Raw genomic sequence first — 18,718 nt, forward strand, 5'->3', positions numbered from 1 at the left:
AATCAACACATCCATTTCTGCCTGGATTTTAAACAAAAACGAGCCCCGCAGGGCCCGTTTATTGTTGTTTTGTGACTTACTGCACTGCCACTATACGATCGTCATTCACTTCCAGACGAATCGTTTTGCCTGGAATCAGTTCACCAGACAGAATTTGCTGCGCCAGCGGGTTTTCGATCTGCTGCTGGATAGCACGTTTCAATGGACGCGCGCCATACACCGGATCGTAACCATTCGCGCTCAGCAGTTTAAGCGCCTCGTCAGAAATATGTATTTCATAGCCACGCTCTTCCAGACGTTTGTACAGACGCTGCAACTGGATCTGAGCAATAGAAGCAATGTGCTGCTCACCCAGCGGATGGAATACGACAACCTCATCTATACGGTTGATGAATTCCGGGCGGAAGTTATGGCTCACGACGCCCAGCACCATATCTTTCATGTGACCGTAATCCAACTCACCGAAGCGTTCCTGGATCAGATCGGACCCCAGGTTCGAGGTCATGATGACAACCGTATTACGGAAGTCGACCGTTCTCCCCTGTCCGTCAGTCAGACGACCATCATCAAGCACCTGCAGCAGAATGTTGAACACATCCGGATGCGCTTTCTCCACTTCATCCAACAAGATGACGGAGTAAGGACGACGACGTACTGCTTCCGTCAGATACCCACCTTCTTCATAACCGACATATCCCGGAGGTGCCCCGACCAAACGAGACACGGAGTGTTTCTCCATAAACTCGGACATATCGATACGCACCATTGCATCGTCACTGTCGAACATAAAGTTTGCCAGCGCTTTGCACAGTTCGGTTTTACCGACACCGGTTGGACCAAGGAACAGGAATGAACCAATCGGACGATTCGGATCGGACAAGCCCGCGCGGCTACGACGAATGGCATTAGAAACGGCTTCCACCGCTTCGTTCTGACCAATCACGCGGCTGTGCAGCTCCTGCTCCATACGCAACAGTTTTTCTCGTTCGCCTTCCAGCATGCGAGCAACAGGGATCCCCGTCCAGCGCGCCAGTACCTCAGCAATTTCCGCATCCGTAACTTTATTACGCAGCAGACGCATGGTTTTGCCTTCAGACTGGGTGGCTGCTTCCAGCTGTTTTTCCAGTTCAGGAATTTTGCCGTACTGCAGTTCAGACATCCGCGCCAGGTCGCCAACGCGGCGCGCCTGTTCGATGGCGATTTTTGCCTGCTCCAGCTCAGCCTTGATAGTTTGCGTTCCCGAGAGGGAAGCTTTTTCAGCTTTCCACTCTTCCTCTAACTCAGAATACTGGCGTTCTTTGTCGTCCAGCTCTTCGTTGAGCATATCGAGACGTTTTTTACTTGCCTCATCAGACTCTTTCATTAATGCCTGCTGTTCCAGTTTGAGCTGGATAATACGGCGGTCGAGTCTGTCGAGTTCCTCCGGCTTGGAGTCAATCTGCATACGAATGCTGGATGCCGCTTCGTCAATAAGGTCGATAGCTTTATCCGGCAACTGACGATCGGCAATATAGCGATGAGACAGCGTAGCAGCCGCAACAATCGCCGGGTCAGTAATCTGCACATGATGGTGCAGTTCATAACGTTCTTTCAGGCCACGCAAGATTGCGATGGTGTCTTCCACTGAAGGTTCAGCCACAAACACTTTCTGGAAACGACGTTCCAGCGCCGCATCTTTTTCGATGTACTGGCGATACTCATCAAGCGTTGTTGCGCCTACGCAGTGCAGTTCCCCGCGAGCCAGTGCTGGTTTCAGCATGTTCCCGGCGTCCATTGCGCCATCGGCTTTACCCGCCCCAACCATGGTATGCAATTCGTCGATAAACAGAATGACGTTGCCTTCCTGTTTCGAGAGATCGTTCAGCACACCTTTTAAACGTTCTTCGAACTCACCACGATATTTGGCCCCAGCCACCAGCGCGCCCATATCCAGCGCCAGTACACGACGGCCTTTTAAGCCTTCCGGCACTTCACCATTGATGATGCGTTGGGCCAGCCCTTCAACGATGGCGGTTTTACCGACACCGGGTTCACCGATTAACACCGGGTTATTTTTAGTACGACGTTGCAGCACCTGAATGGTACGGCGAATTTCTTCATCACGGCCGATGACCGGATCGAGTTTGCCCTGTTCGGCACGTTCAGTCAGATCGACGGTATATTTTTTCAAGGCCTGACGTTGGTCTTCAGCCCCCTGGTCATTCACGCTTTCACCTCCACGCATTTGTTCAATTGCCTGAGTGATATTGGCGGTCGTCGCGCCTGCTGATTTTAATAAGTCGGTCAGCTTACCGCGTGACTCAAGCGCCGCCAGAACGAACAGTTCTGACGAAATAAAGTTGTCCCCACGTTTTTGCGCCAGCTTGTCGCAAAGATTCAGTACACGCACCAGTTCCTGAGAAGGCTGCACATCGCCACCGGTACCTTCTACCTGTGGCAAACGGCTCAACGCCTGGTCAATGGCTGTACGTAACTGGCCAGCATTAATGCCAGCAGACGTTAATAAAGGACGTACCGATCCCCCTTCCTGATTCAGCAAGGCGCTCATTAGATGAAGTGGTTCGATGAATTGATTGTCGTGCCCCAATGCGAGTGACTGGGCATCGGCAAGAGCAAGCTGGAATTTATTAGTAAGACGATCCAGACGCATAACTCCTCCCATAACAGGTCAAAATTGCTACTGGAGATTAAATGAGGTCATCCCTCAATTATTCAAGGTGAATGACCTGAATTATGTGAAAAGAAAATTACACGTACCGGATCGTCTTGATTCTTTAGGTTATATCAGCCAAATAAAACTTGCCATACGACCCGTGGTATTGTCGCGACGATAAGAGAAGAACGTCTCACTTTCGCTGAAGGTGCAACGGTCGCCGCCGTGGATGTTCTCGACTCCGACACTGGAAAGACGCTGGCGCGCAAGCTGGTAGATATCCGCCAGATACTTATCGCCGCGCGGTACAAATGCAAGGTCCGCTTGCGGATCTTTCGTCATGAACGCCTCGCGGACTTCTGGTCCAACTTCAAACGCGTTTGGACCTATCGCCGGGCCTAGCCAGGCAATAATGTTTTCAGGTTTGTCGGCAAAACACGCCACCGTCTCTTCCAGCACGCCGGCGCATAATCCGCGCCAACCCGCATGGGCCGCAGCAACTTCCGTTCCGGCACGATTGCAAAACAACACCGGCAAACAATCAGCGGTCATCACCGCACACACGGTGCCCGGCGTGTTGCTGTACGACGCATCTGCGCGTTTGCAGGCGTAAGGCTCGCCGGTCAGTTTCAGGACATCCTTACCGTGGACCTGCTCCAGCCAGACTGGCTTTGACGGCAGATTGCCCGCAGCAAACAGTCGTTTGCGGTTCTCTTCAACATGCTCCGGGTTATCGCCGCAATGGGCGCCCAGATTCAGCGAATCGTAAGGCGGCATACTGACTCCGCCAATACGGGTAGAACTACACGCCGCGACACCTTGCGGTATCGGCCACTGCGGGACAATTAGCTTACTCATAGCCAGGCAATATCATCCTTATGTTCTTCGAAATCAGCGCGCATCACTTCAATCAACTGCACCATATCTTGTGGGATCGGCGCATGCCATTCCATTTCGATACCGGAAATCGGGTGATACAAACGCAGCATGGTCGCGTGCAGCGCTTGACGGTCGAACTTACGCAGTACGGAGATAAATTCGTCAGAAGCGCCTTTCGGTGGACGTGGACGACCGCCGTAAACCTGATCGCCCACCAGCGGATGAGTGATATGTGCCATGTGCACGCGGATCTGGTGCGTACGTCCGGTTTCCAGACGCAACCGCAGACGCGTGTGCACACGGAAGTGTTCCATAATGCGATAGTGCGTTACCGCCGGTTTCCCCATTGGGTGTACCGCCATGTGCGTACGCTTGGTCGGGTGACGGCTAATCGGTTCCTCAACGGTTCCGCCAGCAGTCATGTGGCCAATTGCCACGGCTTCGTACTCACGGGTAATTTCGCGCAGCTGCAACGACTCCACCAAACGTGTTTGCGCCGGAACCGTTTTTGCCACCACCATTAATCCGGTCGTGTCTTTATCCAGACGGTGCACGATACCTGCACGAGGAACATCCGCGATTGGCGGGTAGTAATGCAGTAACGCATTCAATACCGTACCATCGGGATTCCCGGCGCCCGGATGCACTACAAGGTCACGGGGTTTGTTGATGACAAGAATGTCGTCATCTTCATAAACGATATCCAGTGGGATATCCTGAGGTTCAAAACGAACCTCTTCATCAATTTCTGCATTGATGGAGACACGCTCTCCACCCAACACTTTTTCTTTCGGTTTATCGCAAAGTTGGCCATTTACCAGTACGCGCTGGTCGAGGATCCATTCTTTTATGCGCGATCGCGAATAATCAGGGAACAATTCGGCCAAAGCCTGATCTAAGCGTTGACCGAGCTGATTTTCGGAGACTGTTGCGGTGAGTTCTACTCGTTGTGCCATAAACTGCTTCTTCGTTTAACGTTGGGTTTTACGGCTTTGCCGTTTAATATAGTGTGCTATTGTAGCTGGTCTTAACCGGGAGCAGGAACAGAGAATCTCCCGTATTACATTTTGAGGAAAGTCAAAACGTCATGACGCGCATGAAATATCTGGTGGCAGCAGCCACGTTGAGCCTGTTTTTGGCGGGTTGCTCTGGTTCAAAGGAAGAGGTGCCCGATAATCCGCCAAATGAAATCTACGCGACTGCTCAGCAAAAGCTGCAGGACGGTAACTGGAAACAGGCAATAACGCAATTGGAAGCGTTGGATAACCGTTATCCATTTGGACCGTATTCTCAGCAGGTGCAATTAGATCTCATCTACGCCTACTACAAAAACGCCGATCTGCCACTTGCTCAGGCTGCCATCGATCGTTTTATCCGTCTTAACCCGACACACCCTAACATTGATTATGTCATGTATATGCGTGGCCTGACCAATATGGCGTTGGATGATAGCGCACTGCAAGGATTCTTTGGTGTTGATCGTAGCGATCGCGATCCGCAACATGCCCGAGCTGCGTTTAATGACTTTTCCAAACTGGTGCGTGGGTATCCGAATAGCCAGTACACCACTGACGCCACCAAACGTCTGGTGTTCCTGAAAGACCGCCTGGCGAAGTATGAATACTCCGTTGCAGAATACTACACTGCCCGCGGCGCATGGGTTGCCGTGGTAAACCGTGTGGAAGGCATGCTGCGCGACTACCCGGATACTCAGGCAACACGTAATGCCCTGCCGTTGATGGAAAACGCTTATCGCCAGATGCAGATGAATGCGCAGGCTGAAAAAGTCGCGAAAATCATTGCCGCCAACAGCAGCAATACCTGATTTGCCTCAGAATGCAAAACGGCAGCCCAAGGGCTGCCGTTTTTTTATCCGTTAACGCCTCAACTGAAGCGGTTTAGCTCCGACGCATCCCATCAAATATGGCCTGCTTTCAGGTATTCCTCAAGTAAAAAATCGCCTGTTCCTGCGGTGCCTCACAAAAAGGTTTTCTTGACAAAAAGCGACAAAATAATGTGATTCGTATCACACATTTTGACATTAGGAACGGTATGCTGGAATCACCAAGACGGGAAAGACAAGAGGTAAAATTTATGACAATGAACATTACCAGTAAACAAATGGAAATTACTCCGGCAATTCGCCAGCATGTCGCAGACCGTCTCGCCAAACTAGAAAAATGGCAAACTCATCTGATTAATCCACATATCATTCTGTCTAAGGAGCCACAGGGTTTCATTGCTGATGCCACCATCAATACACCGAACGGACATCTGGTCGCCAGCGCAAAACACGAGGATATGTACACAGCAATTAACGATTTGATCAACAAGCTGGAACGGCAGCTCAATAAAGTGCAGCACAAAGGCGAAGCCCGTCGTGCAACAACTTCAGTCAAAGACGCCAACTTCGTCGAAGCAGAAGAAGAGTAGTCCCTTACATTGAGTGTATCGCCAACGCGCCTTCGGGCGCGTTTTTTGTTGACAGGGTGAAAACAGTACGGGTACTTTACTGACGTAGCCAAAGGAAAATTACATGAAACTTGTCCCGTTCTTCTTCGCATTCTTTTTTACCTTCCCCTGAATGGGAGGCGTTTCGTCGTGTGATAAAGAATGCGAAGACGAACAATAAGGCCTCCCACAACGGGAGGCCTTTTTTATTGATAACAAGAAAGGCAACACTATGACATCGGAAAACCCATTGCTGGCGCTGCGCGATAAGATCAGCACGCTGGATGAAAAATTACTGGCCCTGCTGGCTGAGCGACGTGGACTGGCCGTAGAAGTTGGTAAAGCCAAACTGCTTTCGCATCGTCCGGTTCGTGATATCGACCGTGAACGTGACCTTTTGGACCGACTCATTCAGCTTGGCAAAGCACATCATCTTGATGCTCACTACATTACTCGCCTGTTCCAGCTCATAATCGAAGACTCCGTCCTGACTCAACAGGCACTGCTCCAGCAGCACCTGAACAAAATTAACCCACACTCCGCGCGCGTGGCCTTCCTTGGGCCAAAAGGGTCATATTCTCACCTCGCAGCACGTCAATACGCTGCCCGCCATTTTGAACAATTTATTGAAAGCGGCTGCGCAAAATTTGCCGATATCTTTAATCAGGTCGAAACCGGACAGGCTGACTATGCTGTGGTACCGATTGAAAACACCAGCTCCGGTGGGATTAACGACGTTTACGACCTGCTGCAGCACACCAGCCTGTCTATCGTTGGCGAGATGACCATTACGATAGACCACTGTGTACTGGTGTCTGGCACGACGGATCTTGAGACCATTGAAACGGTATATAGCCATCCGCAGCCGTTCCAGCAGTGCAGCAAGTTCCTGAATCACTACCCGCACTGGAAGATTGAGTACACTGAAAGCACCTCTGCGGCGATGGAAAAAGTTGCGCAGGCTAACTCACCGCGTGTGGCGGCCCTGGGGAGCGAAGCCGGAGGCGTACTGTATGGATTGCAGGTTCTCGAGCATATTGAGGCTAACCAGTCGCAAAACATCACCCGCTTCGTGGTGCTGGCACGCAAAGCAATCAATGTTTCCGATCAGGTTCCGGCAAAAACAACCCTGTTGATGGCGACGGGGCAACAAGCCGGTGCGCTGGTTGAGGCGCTGCTGGTACTGCGTAACCATAATCTGATTATGACTAAACTGGAGTCACGCCCGATTCACGGCAATCCGTGGGAAGAGATGTTTTATCTTGATATCCAGGCCAACCTGGAGTCGCCCCAGATGCAAAAAGCATTGAAAGAGCTGGGTGAGATTACGCGTTCGATGAAAGTACTGGGATGCTATCCAAGTGAGAACGTGGTGCCAGTCGATCCGAGCTAACGTTTGGCAATGCCGGATGGCGCTACGCTTATCCGGCCTACGGTTCATACGATTTTTGAAGGCCGGATAAGGCGAAGCCGCCATCCGGCATCTTAATTAAGGACGGCTATCATTCGCCTGGCGTAACAAAGTACGGCTTTCACTCTGGAAGCGTTTCGCATAATCGCCAAACCAATGCTCCACCTTACGGAAACTGTCGATAAACGCTTGCTTATCGCCCTGCTCCAGTAAACCGATCGCCTCGCCAAAACGTTGGTAGTAGCGTTTAATCAGCGCAAGGTTGCTCTCAGACGACATAATAATATCGGCATAGAGCTGCGGATCCTGGGCAAACAGACGGCCAACCATCGCCAGCTCAAGCCGGTAAATCGGCGAAGAGAGCGCCAGCAGCTGCTCCAGTTGAACGTTCTCTTCCGCTAAATGCAGACCGTAAGCAAAGGTCGCAAAGTGACGCAGTGCCTGAATAAACGCCATGTTCTGGTCATGTTCAACGGCGCTGATCCGATGCAGTCGCGCACCCCACACCTGAATCTGTTCCAGAAACCACTGATAAGCTTCCGGCTGACGTCCGTCACACCAAACGACGACCTGCTTGGCCAGACTGCCGCTGTCCGGACCAAACATTGGGTGTAACCCCACCACCGGGCCATCATGTGCAGCCAGCATCGCCTGCAAAGGACCATTTTTCACCGAAGCCAGATCCACCAGAATGCAGTCAGACGGCAGACGCGGTAGTTTGGCGATCACCTGCTCGGTGACGTGGATCGGCACACTGACGATCACCATGCCAGCATCAGAGACGATCTCCGGCGCGCGATCCCAGTCCTGCTGTTCCAGGATCCGCACCTGGTAACCTGACAGGGTGAGCATTTTTTCGAACAGACGCCCCATCTGACCGCCGCCGCCGACAATCACCACCGGCCGCAGAGAAGGACAAAGCGTTTTAAACCCTTTGTCGTTCTCACTGGAGTAGGACTCACGCATAACGCGGCGTAGCACATCTTCAATCAGGTCCGGCGGCACGCCAAGGGCTTCCGCTTCCGCCCGGCGAGAGGCCAGCATAGAGGCTTCCCGTTCCGGCACGTAGATCGGCAGCCCAAAGCGGCTTTTTACTTCACCTACTTCGGCAACCAGCTCCAGGCGGCGTGCCAGTAAATCCAGCAACGCCTTGTCGACTTCATCAATTTGATCGCGTAATGCGGTCAATTCAGCAACCATAACCAACCTCTTATGCTACACGCGCCGACAGCTGGCCGTTTAAATCCTGGCTAATTTCACGCAGCAGCGCATCCGTCATTTCCCAGCTAATGCAGGCGTCAGTTACGGATACGCCGTATTTCATTTCGCTGCGCGGCTGTTCGGAAGACTGGTTGCCTTCGTGAATATTACTTTCAATCATCAAGCCAATGATCGAGCGATTGCCATCTTTGATTTGTGCAATCACGGATTCAGCCACGGCAGGCTGACGGCGGTAATCTTTATTGGAATTACCATGACTGCAATCTACCATCAGAGAAGGTCGTAGTCCCGCCTGCTCCATCTCTTTTTCGCACTGGGCGACATCTGCCGGGCTGTAGTTCGGCGCTTTACCTCCGCGCAAGATCACGTGACCGTCCGGATTCCCCTGTGTTTGCAGCAGTGCAACCTGCCCGGCCTGGTTAATACCGACAAAGCGGTGCGACTGCGCAGCCGCACGCATGGCGTTAATGGCGGTCGCCAGGCTACCGTCGGTACCATTCTTAAAGCCAACCGGCATCGAAAGACCGGAAGCCATTTCACGGTGAGTCTGCGATTCCGTAGTACGGGCACCGATTGCGGACCAGCTAAACAGGTCGCCCAGGTATTGCGGGCTATTTGGATCCAGCGCTTCAGTTGCCAGCGGCAGTCCCATATTTACCAGTTCAAGCAGCAGCTGACGCGCAATTTTCAGACCTGCTTCAACATCAAAAGAGCCATCCATATGGGGATCGTTAATTAACCCTTTCCAGCCGACAGTGGTACGGGGTTTTTCAAAATAGACGCGCATCACCAGGTAGAGGCTATCGCTGACCTCTGCGGCAAGGGCTTTAAATCGACGAGCATACTCAATAGCCATTTCAGGATCGTGAATGGAGCATGGGCCACATACGACCAGCAGGCGCGGATCGCGACCGGAGATAATATCTGAGATGGTTTTACGCGACTGGGCGATTTGCGCCTCTTGCTCATGGCTCAGCGGAAATTCAGCTTTCAGCTGCTCCGGAGTCATCAGAACCTGTTCGTCGGTAATATGTACGTTGTTCAGCGCGTCTTTTTGCATGATGGTGATCCTGTTTAGCTCGTTTGCGATAGTTGATCCTCAGCGAGGAGGAAATAACGATATCACAACAGGTAAAGATTTCAATCCACAATCCGTAAATTTTAATTTACATGATGTTATTTCAAGGCAAAAACAGCCCTTGCAAATGTACATTTAAATTTACACCACCGAATTTTCAGATCCACTATGCTTAAAAAAACGAAGGAGCACAGGCAATGAAGCAACTCATCAGCATCTTGTTTCTATTACTTCTTAGCGGATGTCAGATAGACCCCTACACCCATGCCCCTACCTGGACTGGTACCGACTGGTACGACGCCGGGATACAAGATGCCATTTCGGGTTATGCCGTTAAAGATAATGAAACGCTTGCCGACAACTACAATGACCCCGACGTCGATCGTACGGAATACCTTAAGGGTTACGCCGAGGGACAACGTAAAACCTGCCAGCAGGATTTTGTTTATGCCAGAGGCCTGACCGGGAAAACTTTTCCGCCCAGTTGCGATACTGTCGAAAATGTTGACCAGTTACACAGCGCCTGGCAGCAAGGGGCAAACGAGGGTGCTACCTCGATAAGGTTAAATTAAACAATGGTTTATATTTTATAAACCATTAGGATTTAACTTAAATCACCAATAGCATTATTCCAGGAATAATGACGGCTTAGGAAAATAATGTTATTTTGTTGCAAACAATCTTGAATGTATTTCGACGTTTTACAGCAAACGCTGGTAGGTAACTATTCATGAGCTATTCTTACCGACTCATACTTCTACTGGCACTGCTCCTGACCGGATTACCGCTGTATGCCCAAAGCGTTACGGAAGAAGCAAAATCGGTACGCGCTATGGTTTCCGGCATCGTCAGTTATACACGCTGGCCTGCACTTTCCGGGCCCCCAAAACTGTGTATTTTCTCTTCATCGCGTTTTTCCAGTGTCCTGAAAGATACCAGTGCAGGCGCATTACCCTATCTTCCCGTCATCATCCGTACGGAACAAGAAATATTAGTTTCGCAGTGTGACGGTTTTTATTTTGGAAAAGAATCCCCTACTTATCAGGTGGAATTAAAGAATAAATATCCGACTAAGGCATTGTTATTAATTGCTGAACAGAACCCCGAATGCGTTATTGGCAGCGCCTTTTGCCTCATAATTAAAGACGAAGATGTGAGATTTTCCGTAAATATGGATTCCCTTTCACGCAGCGGCGTAAGGGTCAGTCCAGACGTATTGATGCTTGCACGGAATAATAAGCATGGATAAGGGCCATTCTCCCATAGCACGCCCGACGTTTAAGCGAACATTACGGCGTATCAGCATAATCAGCGTTCTGGTAACCATGATGCTGATCTGGCTGCTGCTCAGCATTTCTTCCGTGCTGGCATTAAGACAGTATGCGCAAAAGAATCTGGATCTGACTGCCGCTACCATGACCCGTACGCTCGAAGCTGCATTAGTCTTTTCTGATAGTGTTGCAGCAACTGAAACGCTGGCGGCACTGGGTCAGCAGGGGCAATTTTCCGTTGCAGAAGTTCGTAATAAAAACCAGAAGGTGATCGCCACCTGGCGCTATAACGCGCAGGATACCACTGAAAAGATCAGCGGGATGATCAGCCACTGGCTGTTCCCACAACCGGTCACTCAGCCGATTTTGCACAATGGCAACGTCATCGGTGAAGTACGATTGACTGCGCGCGATAGCGTTATCAGTCATTTCATCTATTTGTCGCTGGCCGTCCTTACCGGGTGCATTCTGTTGGCATCCGGAATTGCATTAATGCTCACTCGCTATTTACATAATGGCGTTGTGGATGCACTGCAAAACATTACCGAGGTGGTACATGATGTTCGTACCAACCGTAACTTTTCACGGCGCGTATCAGAGGAACGCATTGAAGAGTTTCATCTCTTCGCCCTGGACTTTAATAGTTTGCTGGACGAGATGGAGGAGTGGCAACTTAAACTGCAGGCAAAAAACGCTCAGCTGTTGCGTACTGCACTACATGATCCTCTGACGGGTCTGGCAAATCGCGCCGCATTTCGCAGCAGCATAAATGCCCTAATGAATGATGATGCCGCCCACAGCAGCTCGGCATTATTATTCCTTGATGGCGACAATTTTAAATTTATTAATGATACCTGGGGCCACGCAGCGGGGGATCGGGTCCTGATTGAAGTCGCAAAAAGGTTATCCGAGTTTGGGGGGAGTCGCCATTACCCATACAGACTTGGCGGCGATGAGTTCGCTATGGTGCTGTACAGCGTTCATTCTGAATATGAGGTTCAGCGGATCTGCGCGGCACTGTCACAAGAGTTTAACCGACCTTTTGACCTGCATAATGGTCATCTGGCAAGCATGACGCTCAGTATTGGGTTTGCGCTGACGTGGGAACATGCTTCTGCCGAAAAATTACAAGAACTTGCCGATCAAAATATGTATCAGGCTAAACATTTGCGTTCTGAACGCATTATTAAAAAATAAGGAATTACACACATGCTAAAACGTTTATTATCCCCGTTTCTTCTGCTTTTACTGATTCTGGCTGGCTGTCAGGCACCTCAGGGAAAATTTACCCCAGAGCAAATTGCGGCCATGAAATCATACGGATTTACTGAAGCATCAGGAGACTGGTCTCTCGGCCTGTCTGACACTATCCTGTTTGACAAAAATGACTATAAACTCCGTCCTGAAAGTGAAAAACAGATCAAGGAAATGGCATCCAAACTGGCAGCTACCGGGCTAAATCATGCTCGCCTGGATGGTCATACTGATAACTACGGTGAAGACAGCTATAACGAAGCTCTGTCACTCAAACGCGCTAATGTCGTTGCCGATGCCTGGGCGCAGGGCGCTAATATTCCCCGCACCAACCTGACTACTCAGGGACTCGGGAAGAAATATCCCATTGCCAGCAACCAGACATCAAAAGGTCGCGCTGAAAACCGCCGCGTGGCGGTCGTGATCACGACACCATAATCGTCCCCCAACTGGCTGCGCGCCGCGCAGTCCTTCCATTGCCATAAAGAACAAAAGAGTAAACGTCGGGATAAAAAAAGGGCCAGCCTTTCGGCCAGCCCTTTTCTAACAGGATGTCGCTTGCGCGAATCTTAGTTAAGACGCTCTTTGATACGAGCAGACTTACCAGTGCGCTCACGCAGGTAGTACAGTTTAGCTTTACGAACAGCACCACGACGTTTAACAGCAATGCTGTCAACTACCGGAGAGTGAGTCTGGAAGACACGCTCAACGCCTTCGCCGTTGGAAATTTTACGAACAGTGAATGCAGAGTGCAGACCGCGGTTACGAATAGCGATAACCACGCCCTCGAATGCCTGCAGACGTTTTTTGGAACCTTCAACAACCCATACTTTCACTTCCACGGTATCACCCGGACGGAAGGAAGGTACGTCCTGCTTCATCTGTTCTTGTTCAAGTTGCTTAATAATGTTGCTCATAATTTAATCTCTTATCCTGGGTAAACTGATATTGGGGGCTTACGCCTGCCCATCATGTTTATGTTGCTGTTGTGCGTGTTCCTTTTTGAACTCCGCCAGCAACCTTGCTTGCTCTTCAGTCAGAGCCAGGTTTTCCAGAAGTTCAGGTCTTCTAAGCCAGGTCCGGCCCAGCGACTGCTTCAAACGCCAGCGACGTATCTCAGCGTGGTTCCCCGACAGTAACACCGCCGGTACTTCCATCTGCTCTAACACTTCAGGTCGGGTATAGTGCGGGCAATCCAGCAACCCATCAGCAAACGAATCTTCGATTGCCGAAGCTTCATGACCCAGTACCCCCGGAATAAACCGGGACACGGAGTCGATCAGCGTCATTGCCGGTAACTCACCACCGCTGAGTACGTAATCGCCGATTGACCATTCTTCGTCAATTTCGGTTTGAATCACGCGCTCATCTATTCCTTCATAGCGACCACATACCAGAATCAGCTTTTGATTCGTGGCCAGTTCGCTAACGCCCGCTTGATCAAGCTTGCGTCCCTGAGGTGACAGATAAATCACCTTTGCGCCTTCACCAGCCGCAGCTTTTGCTGCATGAATGGCGTCCCGTAAAGGTTGCACCATCATTAACATCCCCGGTCCGCCGCCGTAAGGACGATCGTCCACGGTACGGTGCCGGTCATGAGTAAAGTCACGAGGACTCCAACTCTGGATGTTCAGCAGGCCATTTTTTACTGCCCGGCCAGTTACCCCGTAATCGGTAATTGCGCGGAACATTTCTGGAAACAGGCTAACGATACCTATAAACACAAGCCAATCCCCATAACGCCGACTTTTACCGTTTATCCGGTGGTTTAAAAACCAGGATCCCAATCTACTTCGATAGTACGAGTAGCGAGATCGACTTTCTTGATAACCTGCCCATCGAGGAACGGCACAAGACGTTCCTTGATACCAAACGCATCTTTCAGGTTTGCCTTGATGACGATGACGTCATTCGAACCGGTTTCCATCATATCGACGACTTTACCGAGATCGTAGCCTTCAGTAGTCACTACCTGGCAGCCCATAAGGTCTTTCCAGTAGTAGGAACCATCTTCCAGCGCTGGCAACTGCGAGGAATCCACGACAATTTCGCAATTAGTCAGTAGATTCGCCGAATCACGATCGTCAACGCCTTTCAGCTTGATGATCAGATCCTGATTGTGGTGCTTCCAGCTTTCCAGCTGTACTTGCTGCCACTGACCCGCCTTCTGGATAAACCAGGGCTGATAGTCAAAAATGCTTTCGGCGTCTTCAGTGGAAGAAAACACTCTGAGCCAACCACGGATACCGTAAGAAGACCCCATTTTCCCCAAAACGATGGGTTCCACAGGAGCCTGTGCGGCGAGTTGCTTGCTCATCATGACCACCGTGACAGATTAAGCTGCTTTGTTTACTGCTTTGATCAGCGTAGCTACGCGATCAGAAATAGTCGCGCCCTGGCCAACCCAGTGAGCGATGCGATCCAGATCCAGGCGAGTGCCTTCTTCTTTTTCGCTAGCGATTGGGTTAAAGAAGCCAACGCGCTCGATGAAGCGACCGTTGCGTGCATTACGGCTGTCGGTAACAACAACCTGGTAGAACGGACGCTTTTTAGCGCCGTGACGAGCTAAACGAATAGTAACCATAACATCCTCTTGTGTGAATAAAACACCCTGGCCCCATCGAGGAACGGAGCCCGGGTGTCATATTAAAAGCCCGAAAATTTTACTGATTTCTGGGGAAAATGCAATCAGCAGTTGATAACTCTGCTATAAAAGGCCGTTGGCGGTGCCATCAGTTCGGCGCCGGCGTGCGCGCAGCCACCGGAGCGTACACGCAGTACGTGAGGATGGCGAGCACACCCCGGTGCCGAAATGGCAAACAAGCCAGGCCGATTAGCGGCCTGGGAATCCTGGGGGCATCATCCCCTTCATACCACGCATCATCTTCGCCATTCCGCCCTTCTTCATTTTCTTCATCATGCGCTGCATGTCGTCGAACTGTTTCAGAAGGCGGTTTACGTCCTGTACCTGCATACCGCAACCGGCAGCGATACGGCGTTTACGGGAACCTTTGATAATTTCCGGCTTAGCGCGTTCTTTCATCGTCATCGAGTTGATGATGGCTTCCATACGCACCAGCACTTTATCGTCCATCTGCGATTTCACATTGTCAGGGATCTGACCCATGCCCGGCAGCTTGCCCATCAGGCTTGCCATACCGCCCATGTTTTTCATCTGGTTGAGCTGTTCAAGGAAATCGTTGAGATCGAATCCATCGCCTTTTTTCAGCTTGCTGGCTAATTTTTCTGCCTGCGCGCGGTCAACCTTGCTTTCGATATCTTCGATCAGCGACAGCACGTCGCCCATGCCGAGAATGCGCGAAGCAATCCTGTCCGGATGGAACGGCTCCAGTGCTTCGGTTTTCTCGCCGACGCCGAGGAATTTAATCGGCTTACCGGTAATATGACGAATAGAGAGCGCCGCGCCGCCACGGGCATCACCATCAACTTTTGTCAGCACTACGCCGGTTAACGGCAGCGCTTCGTTAAAGGCTTTTGCGGTATTCGCGGCATCCTGACCGGTCATGGCGTCGACCACAAACAGCGTTTCTACCGGCTTGATAGAAGCGTGGACCTGTTTGATTTCGTCCATCATCGCTTCGTCAACGTGCAGACGACCGGCGGTATCCACCAGCAGCACGTCGTAGAATTTGAGTTTGGCTTCTTTCAACGCGGCGTTAACGATATCGACCGGCTTCTGGCCGACATCCGACGGGAAGAAGTCGACACCGACCTGCTCGGCCAGCGTTTCCAGCTGTTTGATCGCCGCCGGGCGATAAACGTCCGCAGAGACCACCAGCACTTTCTTCTTGTGCTTCTCGCGCAGGAATTTACCCAACTTACCGACGCTGGTCGTTTTACCCGCACCCTGCAGGCCCGCCATCAGCACCACGGCTGGCGGCTGTGCAGCCAGATTCAGGGTCTGGTTTTCTTCGCCCATTGCCGCAACCAGTTCGTTACGGACAATCTTGACGAACTCCTGACCCGGCGTCAGGCTTTTGTTAACTTCATGACCAACCGCTTTCTCTTTTACGCGATTGATAAACTCACGCACTACCGGCAGCGCTACGTCAGCCTCCAGCAGCGCCATGCGCACTTCGCGCAGCGTCTCTTTAACGTTGTCTTCAGTAAGGCGTCCACGGCCACTGATATTGCGCAGCGTGCGCGACAAACGATCGGTTAAATTATCAAACATTGTCTCTCGCCTGGGGTGGAAACGGTCGGTCGCGACAGCGACACATCAACAGAAATTTGTCGCAGTATAACATGAAGCCGCCTTTGTTGTTATGCAACGGTTGGAGCAGCGGTCACGTAACGCTATACTGCTTTTCTTTATCACTGGCCAACTGTCGACACCTATATGCCCGTTTTTGCTCTGCTCGCCCTTGTCGCCTACTCAGTCAGCCTCGCGCTGATTATTCCCGCTCTGCTGCAAAAAAACAGCGGCTGGCGGCGTATGGCTATTCTCTCTGCGGTCGTTGCGCTGGTAAGCCATGCTATCGCCCTGGAAGCGCGTATCCTACCCGGCGGTGAAAGCGGACAAAACCTGAGCCTGTTGAACGTCGGCTCGCTGGTAAGCCTGATGATCTGTACGGTAATGACCATCGTCGCGTCCCGCAATCGTGGCTGGCTATTGCTGCCCATTGTCTACGCCTTTGCGCTGATAAACCTGGCCTTCGCCACATTTATGCCTAACGAGTTCATCACCCATCTCGAAGCTACGCCAGGCATGATGATTCACATCGGGCTATCACTGTTCGCTTACGCCACGCTGATTATCGCCGCGCTCTACGCGCTACAGTTGGCATGGATCGATTACCAACTGAAAAACAAGAAACTGGCCTTCAGCAATGAGATGCCGCCACTGATGAGTATTGAGCGCAAGATGTTTCATATCACCCAAATTGGCGTGGTTCTGCTGACGCTCACCCTGTGCACTGGCCTGTTTTACATGCATAACCTGTTCAGTACCGAGAACATTGATAAAGCCGTTCTCTCTATCGTGGCATGGTTTGTCTATATCGTTCTGTTGTGGGGGCATTACCATGAAGGTTGGCGCGGACGTCGCGTCGTATGGTTTAACGTCGCAGGCGCTGGCATTCTGACGCTGGCCTATTTCGGCAGCCGTATCCTGCAGCAGTTCGTGAGTTAAATCTTTAAGGAACCCTACGTGGAACACATCTCCACCACCACGCTCATTATCACGCTCCTCATCATGGTGGTCATTTCCGCCTATTTTTCCGGTTCTGAAACCGGAATGATGACCCTGAATCGCTACCGCCTACGCCATCGGGCCAAACAGGGAAATCGCCAGGCAAAACGCGTTGAAAAGTTACTTCGCAAGCCGGATCGCCTGATAAGCCTGGTGCTCATCGGTAATAATCTGGTGAATATTCTGGCCTCCGCACTCGGCACCATTGTCGGTATGCGCCTGTATGGCGATGCTGGCGTCGCCATTGCCACCGGGGTACTGACGTTTGTGGTGCTGGTTTTTGCCGAAGTGCTGCCAAAGACGATTGCCGCGCTATATCCGGAAAAAGTTGCCTATCCGAGCAGCGTCCTGCTGGCTCCGCTACAGATTCTGATGATGCCGTTAGTATGGCTACTCAACACCATTACGCGGCTTCTGATGCGCATGATGGGCATCAAAACGGATATCGTAGTGAGCGGTTCGCTGAGTAAAGATGAACTGCGAACGCTGGTGAATGAATCGCGCTCGCAAATCTCACGCCGTAACCAGGATATGCTGTTGTCAGTGCTGGACCTGGAAAAAGTCAGCGTCGATGACATCATGATCCCGCGTAATGAAATCATCGGCATTGATATTAACGATGACTGGAAATCAATCGTGCGTCAGCTTTCGCACTCCCCGCACGGTCGTATTGTGCTGTATCGCGACTCGCTCGACGATGCCATCAGTATGCTGCGCGTACGTGAAGCCTGGCGATTGATGGCCGAGAAAAAAGAGTTCACCAAAGAGACCATGCTACGCGCCGCCGACGAAATTTATTACGTTCCGGAAGGCACACCACTCAGCACCCAGCTCATTAAATTTCAGCGCAATAAGAAGAAAGTGGGCCTGGTCGTTAATGAATATGGCGATATTCAAGGACTGGTTACGGTCGAGGATATTCTGGAAGAGATTGTTGGTGACTTCACGACCTCAATGTCACCGACGCTTGCCGAAGAAGTCACACCGCAGAATGACGGTTCGGTGATCATTGACGGTAGCGCCAACGTTCGTGAAATCAATAAGGCGTTTAACTGGCACCTGCCGGAAGATGACGCACGTACCGTGAACGGTATTATTCTTGAAGCGCTGGAAGAGATCCCGGTTGCTGGCACACGTGTGCGTATTGGGCAGTACGATATCGATATTCTCGACGTGCAGGATAATATGATTAAACAGGTGCAGGTGTTGCCCGTCAAACCGCTGCGGGAAAGCGTATCGGACCAGTGAGAGTAATCCAGACCGGGTAGCGCATCAGCATTACCCGGTC

At 51.2% G+C, this 18,718-nt stretch carries 20 protein-coding genes and 1 other annotated feature; of the genes, 10 read left to right on the forward strand and 10 right to left on the reverse strand.

The window, feature by feature from the left end:
- Positions 1 to 76: 76 nt before the first annotated feature.
- From clpB to rluD, 3 genes are all read right to left on the reverse strand, one after another.
- Positions 77 to 2,650 (reverse strand): ATP-dependent chaperone ClpB, encoded by a 2,574-nt coding sequence (gene clpB / locus C2U43_RS19395; protein ID WP_103285656.1) that lies wholly within the window; start codon positions 2,648 to 2,650, stop codon positions 77 to 79.
- A 129-nt stretch (positions 2,651 to 2,779) separates the two neighbouring features.
- Positions 2,780 to 3,511, reverse strand: a complete 732-nt coding sequence (yfiH, locus tag C2U43_RS19400) for a purine nucleoside phosphorylase YfiH (protein ID WP_008785512.1) — start codon at positions 3,509 to 3,511, stop codon at positions 2,780 to 2,782.
- The gene (rluD, locus tag C2U43_RS19405; RefSeq protein WP_103015414.1) at positions 3,508 to 4,488 is read right to left on the reverse strand and encodes a 23S rRNA pseudouridine(1911/1915/1917) synthase RluD; all 981 of its coding nucleotides are present in this window, start codon (positions 4,486 to 4,488) and stop codon (positions 3,508 to 3,510) included. Before rluD ends, yfiH begins: the two co-directional genes overlap by 4 nt.
- 131 nt (positions 4,489 to 4,619) lie before the next feature.
- Between rluD and bamD the strand changes: the two genes are divergently transcribed.
- The 4 genes from bamD (at position 4,620) to pheA (ending at position 7,376) form a co-directional block, all read left to right on the forward strand.
- Positions 4,620 to 5,357, forward strand: coding sequence for an outer membrane protein assembly factor BamD (gene bamD / locus C2U43_RS19410; protein ID WP_003826460.1), 738 nt, complete (start codon positions 4,620 to 4,622; stop codon positions 5,355 to 5,357).
- A gap of 269 nt (positions 5,358 to 5,626) precedes the next feature.
- On the forward strand, positions 5,627 to 5,965 hold the full coding sequence (raiA, locus tag C2U43_RS19415) for a ribosome-associated translation inhibitor RaiA (RefSeq protein ID WP_003031244.1): 339 nt from the start codon (positions 5,627 to 5,629) through the stop codon (positions 5,963 to 5,965).
- Positions 5,966 to 6,067: 102 nt separating this feature from the next.
- Positions 6,068 to 6,193: a sequence feature (Phe leader region), on the forward strand.
- On the forward strand, positions 6,069 to 6,116 hold the full coding sequence (gene pheL / locus C2U43_RS19420; RefSeq protein WP_100250063.1) for a pheA operon leader peptide PheL: 48 nt from the start codon (positions 6,069 to 6,071) through the stop codon (positions 6,114 to 6,116). (Overlaps the previous feature by 48 nt.)
- A gap of 22 nt (positions 6,194 to 6,215) precedes the next feature.
- Positions 6,216 to 7,376, forward strand: a complete 1,161-nt coding sequence (gene pheA / locus C2U43_RS19425) for a bifunctional chorismate mutase/prephenate dehydratase (protein ID WP_103285657.1) — start codon at positions 6,216 to 6,218, stop codon at positions 7,374 to 7,376.
- Between the two features lie 96 nt (positions 7,377 to 7,472).
- On the opposite strand, the gene tyrA is transcribed toward pheA, so the two are convergent.
- Positions 7,473 to 8,594: a bifunctional chorismate mutase/prephenate dehydrogenase gene (gene tyrA / locus C2U43_RS19430; protein WP_003826456.1), complete on the reverse strand. Its 1,122-nt coding sequence runs from the start codon at positions 8,592 to 8,594 to the stop codon at positions 7,473 to 7,475.
- A gap of 10 nt (positions 8,595 to 8,604) precedes the next feature.
- Positions 8,605 to 9,675, reverse strand: coding sequence for a 3-deoxy-7-phosphoheptulonate synthase AroF (aroF, locus tag C2U43_RS19435; RefSeq protein WP_008785515.1), 1,071 nt, complete (start codon positions 9,673 to 9,675; stop codon positions 8,605 to 8,607).
- A gap of 215 nt (positions 9,676 to 9,890) precedes the next feature.
- Between aroF and C2U43_RS19440 the strand changes: the two genes are divergently transcribed.
- From C2U43_RS19440 to C2U43_RS19455, 4 genes are all read left to right on the forward strand, one after another.
- The gene (locus tag C2U43_RS19440) at positions 9,891 to 10,265 is read left to right on the forward strand and encodes a DUF2799 domain-containing protein (RefSeq protein WP_103285658.1); all 375 of its coding nucleotides are present in this window, start codon (positions 9,891 to 9,893) and stop codon (positions 10,263 to 10,265) included.
- A gap of 158 nt (positions 10,266 to 10,423) precedes the next feature.
- Positions 10,424 to 10,942 carry a YfiR family protein gene (locus tag C2U43_RS19445; protein WP_003826451.1) on the forward strand — a complete coding sequence of 173 codons (519 nt, stop codon included), beginning with the start codon at positions 10,424 to 10,426 and terminating at the stop codon, positions 10,940 to 10,942.
- Positions 10,935 to 12,161, forward strand: coding sequence for a diguanylate cyclase DgcN (gene dgcN, locus C2U43_RS19450; protein ID WP_003826449.1), 1,227 nt, complete (start codon positions 10,935 to 10,937; stop codon positions 12,159 to 12,161). Before C2U43_RS19445 ends, dgcN begins: the two co-directional genes overlap by 8 nt.
- Before the next feature lie 12 nt (positions 12,162 to 12,173).
- On the forward strand, positions 12,174 to 12,656 hold the full coding sequence (locus C2U43_RS19455; protein ID WP_003826447.1) for an OmpA family protein: 483 nt from the start codon (positions 12,174 to 12,176) through the stop codon (positions 12,654 to 12,656).
- 131 nt (positions 12,657 to 12,787) lie between these two features.
- Here C2U43_RS19455 and rplS read toward each other — a convergent pair whose 3' ends face one another.
- From rplS to ffh, 5 genes are all read right to left on the reverse strand, one after another.
- Positions 12,788 to 13,135: a 50S ribosomal protein L19 gene (gene rplS / locus C2U43_RS19460; RefSeq protein WP_002914145.1), complete on the reverse strand. Its 348-nt coding sequence runs from the start codon at positions 13,133 to 13,135 to the stop codon at positions 12,788 to 12,790.
- Between the two features lie 39 nt (positions 13,136 to 13,174).
- The gene (gene trmD / locus C2U43_RS19465) at positions 13,175 to 13,942 is read right to left on the reverse strand and encodes a tRNA (guanosine(37)-N1)-methyltransferase TrmD (protein ID WP_003031232.1); all 768 of its coding nucleotides are present in this window, start codon (positions 13,940 to 13,942) and stop codon (positions 13,175 to 13,177) included.
- Between the two features lie 44 nt (positions 13,943 to 13,986).
- Positions 13,987 to 14,535, reverse strand: coding sequence for a ribosome maturation factor RimM (gene rimM, locus C2U43_RS19470; protein ID WP_003031230.1), 549 nt, complete (start codon positions 14,533 to 14,535; stop codon positions 13,987 to 13,989).
- A gap of 18 nt (positions 14,536 to 14,553) precedes the next feature.
- A complete protein-coding gene (gene rpsP, locus C2U43_RS19475; protein ID WP_103285659.1) occupies positions 14,554 to 14,802 on the reverse strand; it encodes a 30S ribosomal protein S16 in 249 nt (82 codons plus the stop codon).
- Between the two features lie 249 nt (positions 14,803 to 15,051).
- Positions 15,052 to 16,413, reverse strand: coding sequence for a signal recognition particle protein (gene ffh / locus C2U43_RS19480; RefSeq protein ID WP_003031226.1), 1,362 nt, complete (start codon positions 16,411 to 16,413; stop codon positions 15,052 to 15,054).
- 165 nt (positions 16,414 to 16,578) lie between these two features.
- Between ffh and C2U43_RS19485 the strand changes: the two genes are divergently transcribed.
- Positions 16,579 to 17,370, forward strand: coding sequence for a cytochrome C assembly family protein (locus C2U43_RS19485; protein ID WP_003031224.1), 792 nt, complete (start codon positions 16,579 to 16,581; stop codon positions 17,368 to 17,370).
- Between the two features lie 18 nt (positions 17,371 to 17,388).
- Positions 17,389 to 18,678 carry an HlyC/CorC family transporter gene (locus C2U43_RS19490; RefSeq protein ID WP_008785520.1) on the forward strand — a complete coding sequence of 430 codons (1,290 nt, stop codon included), beginning with the start codon at positions 17,389 to 17,391 and terminating at the stop codon, positions 18,676 to 18,678.
- Positions 18,679 to 18,718: the final 40 nt, after the last annotated feature.

This window comes from Citrobacter freundii complex sp. CFNIH9 (genome assembly GCF_002903305.1).
In the GTDB taxonomy this organism is placed as follows: Bacteria; Pseudomonadota; Gammaproteobacteria; order Enterobacterales; family Enterobacteriaceae; genus Citrobacter; species Citrobacter portucalensis.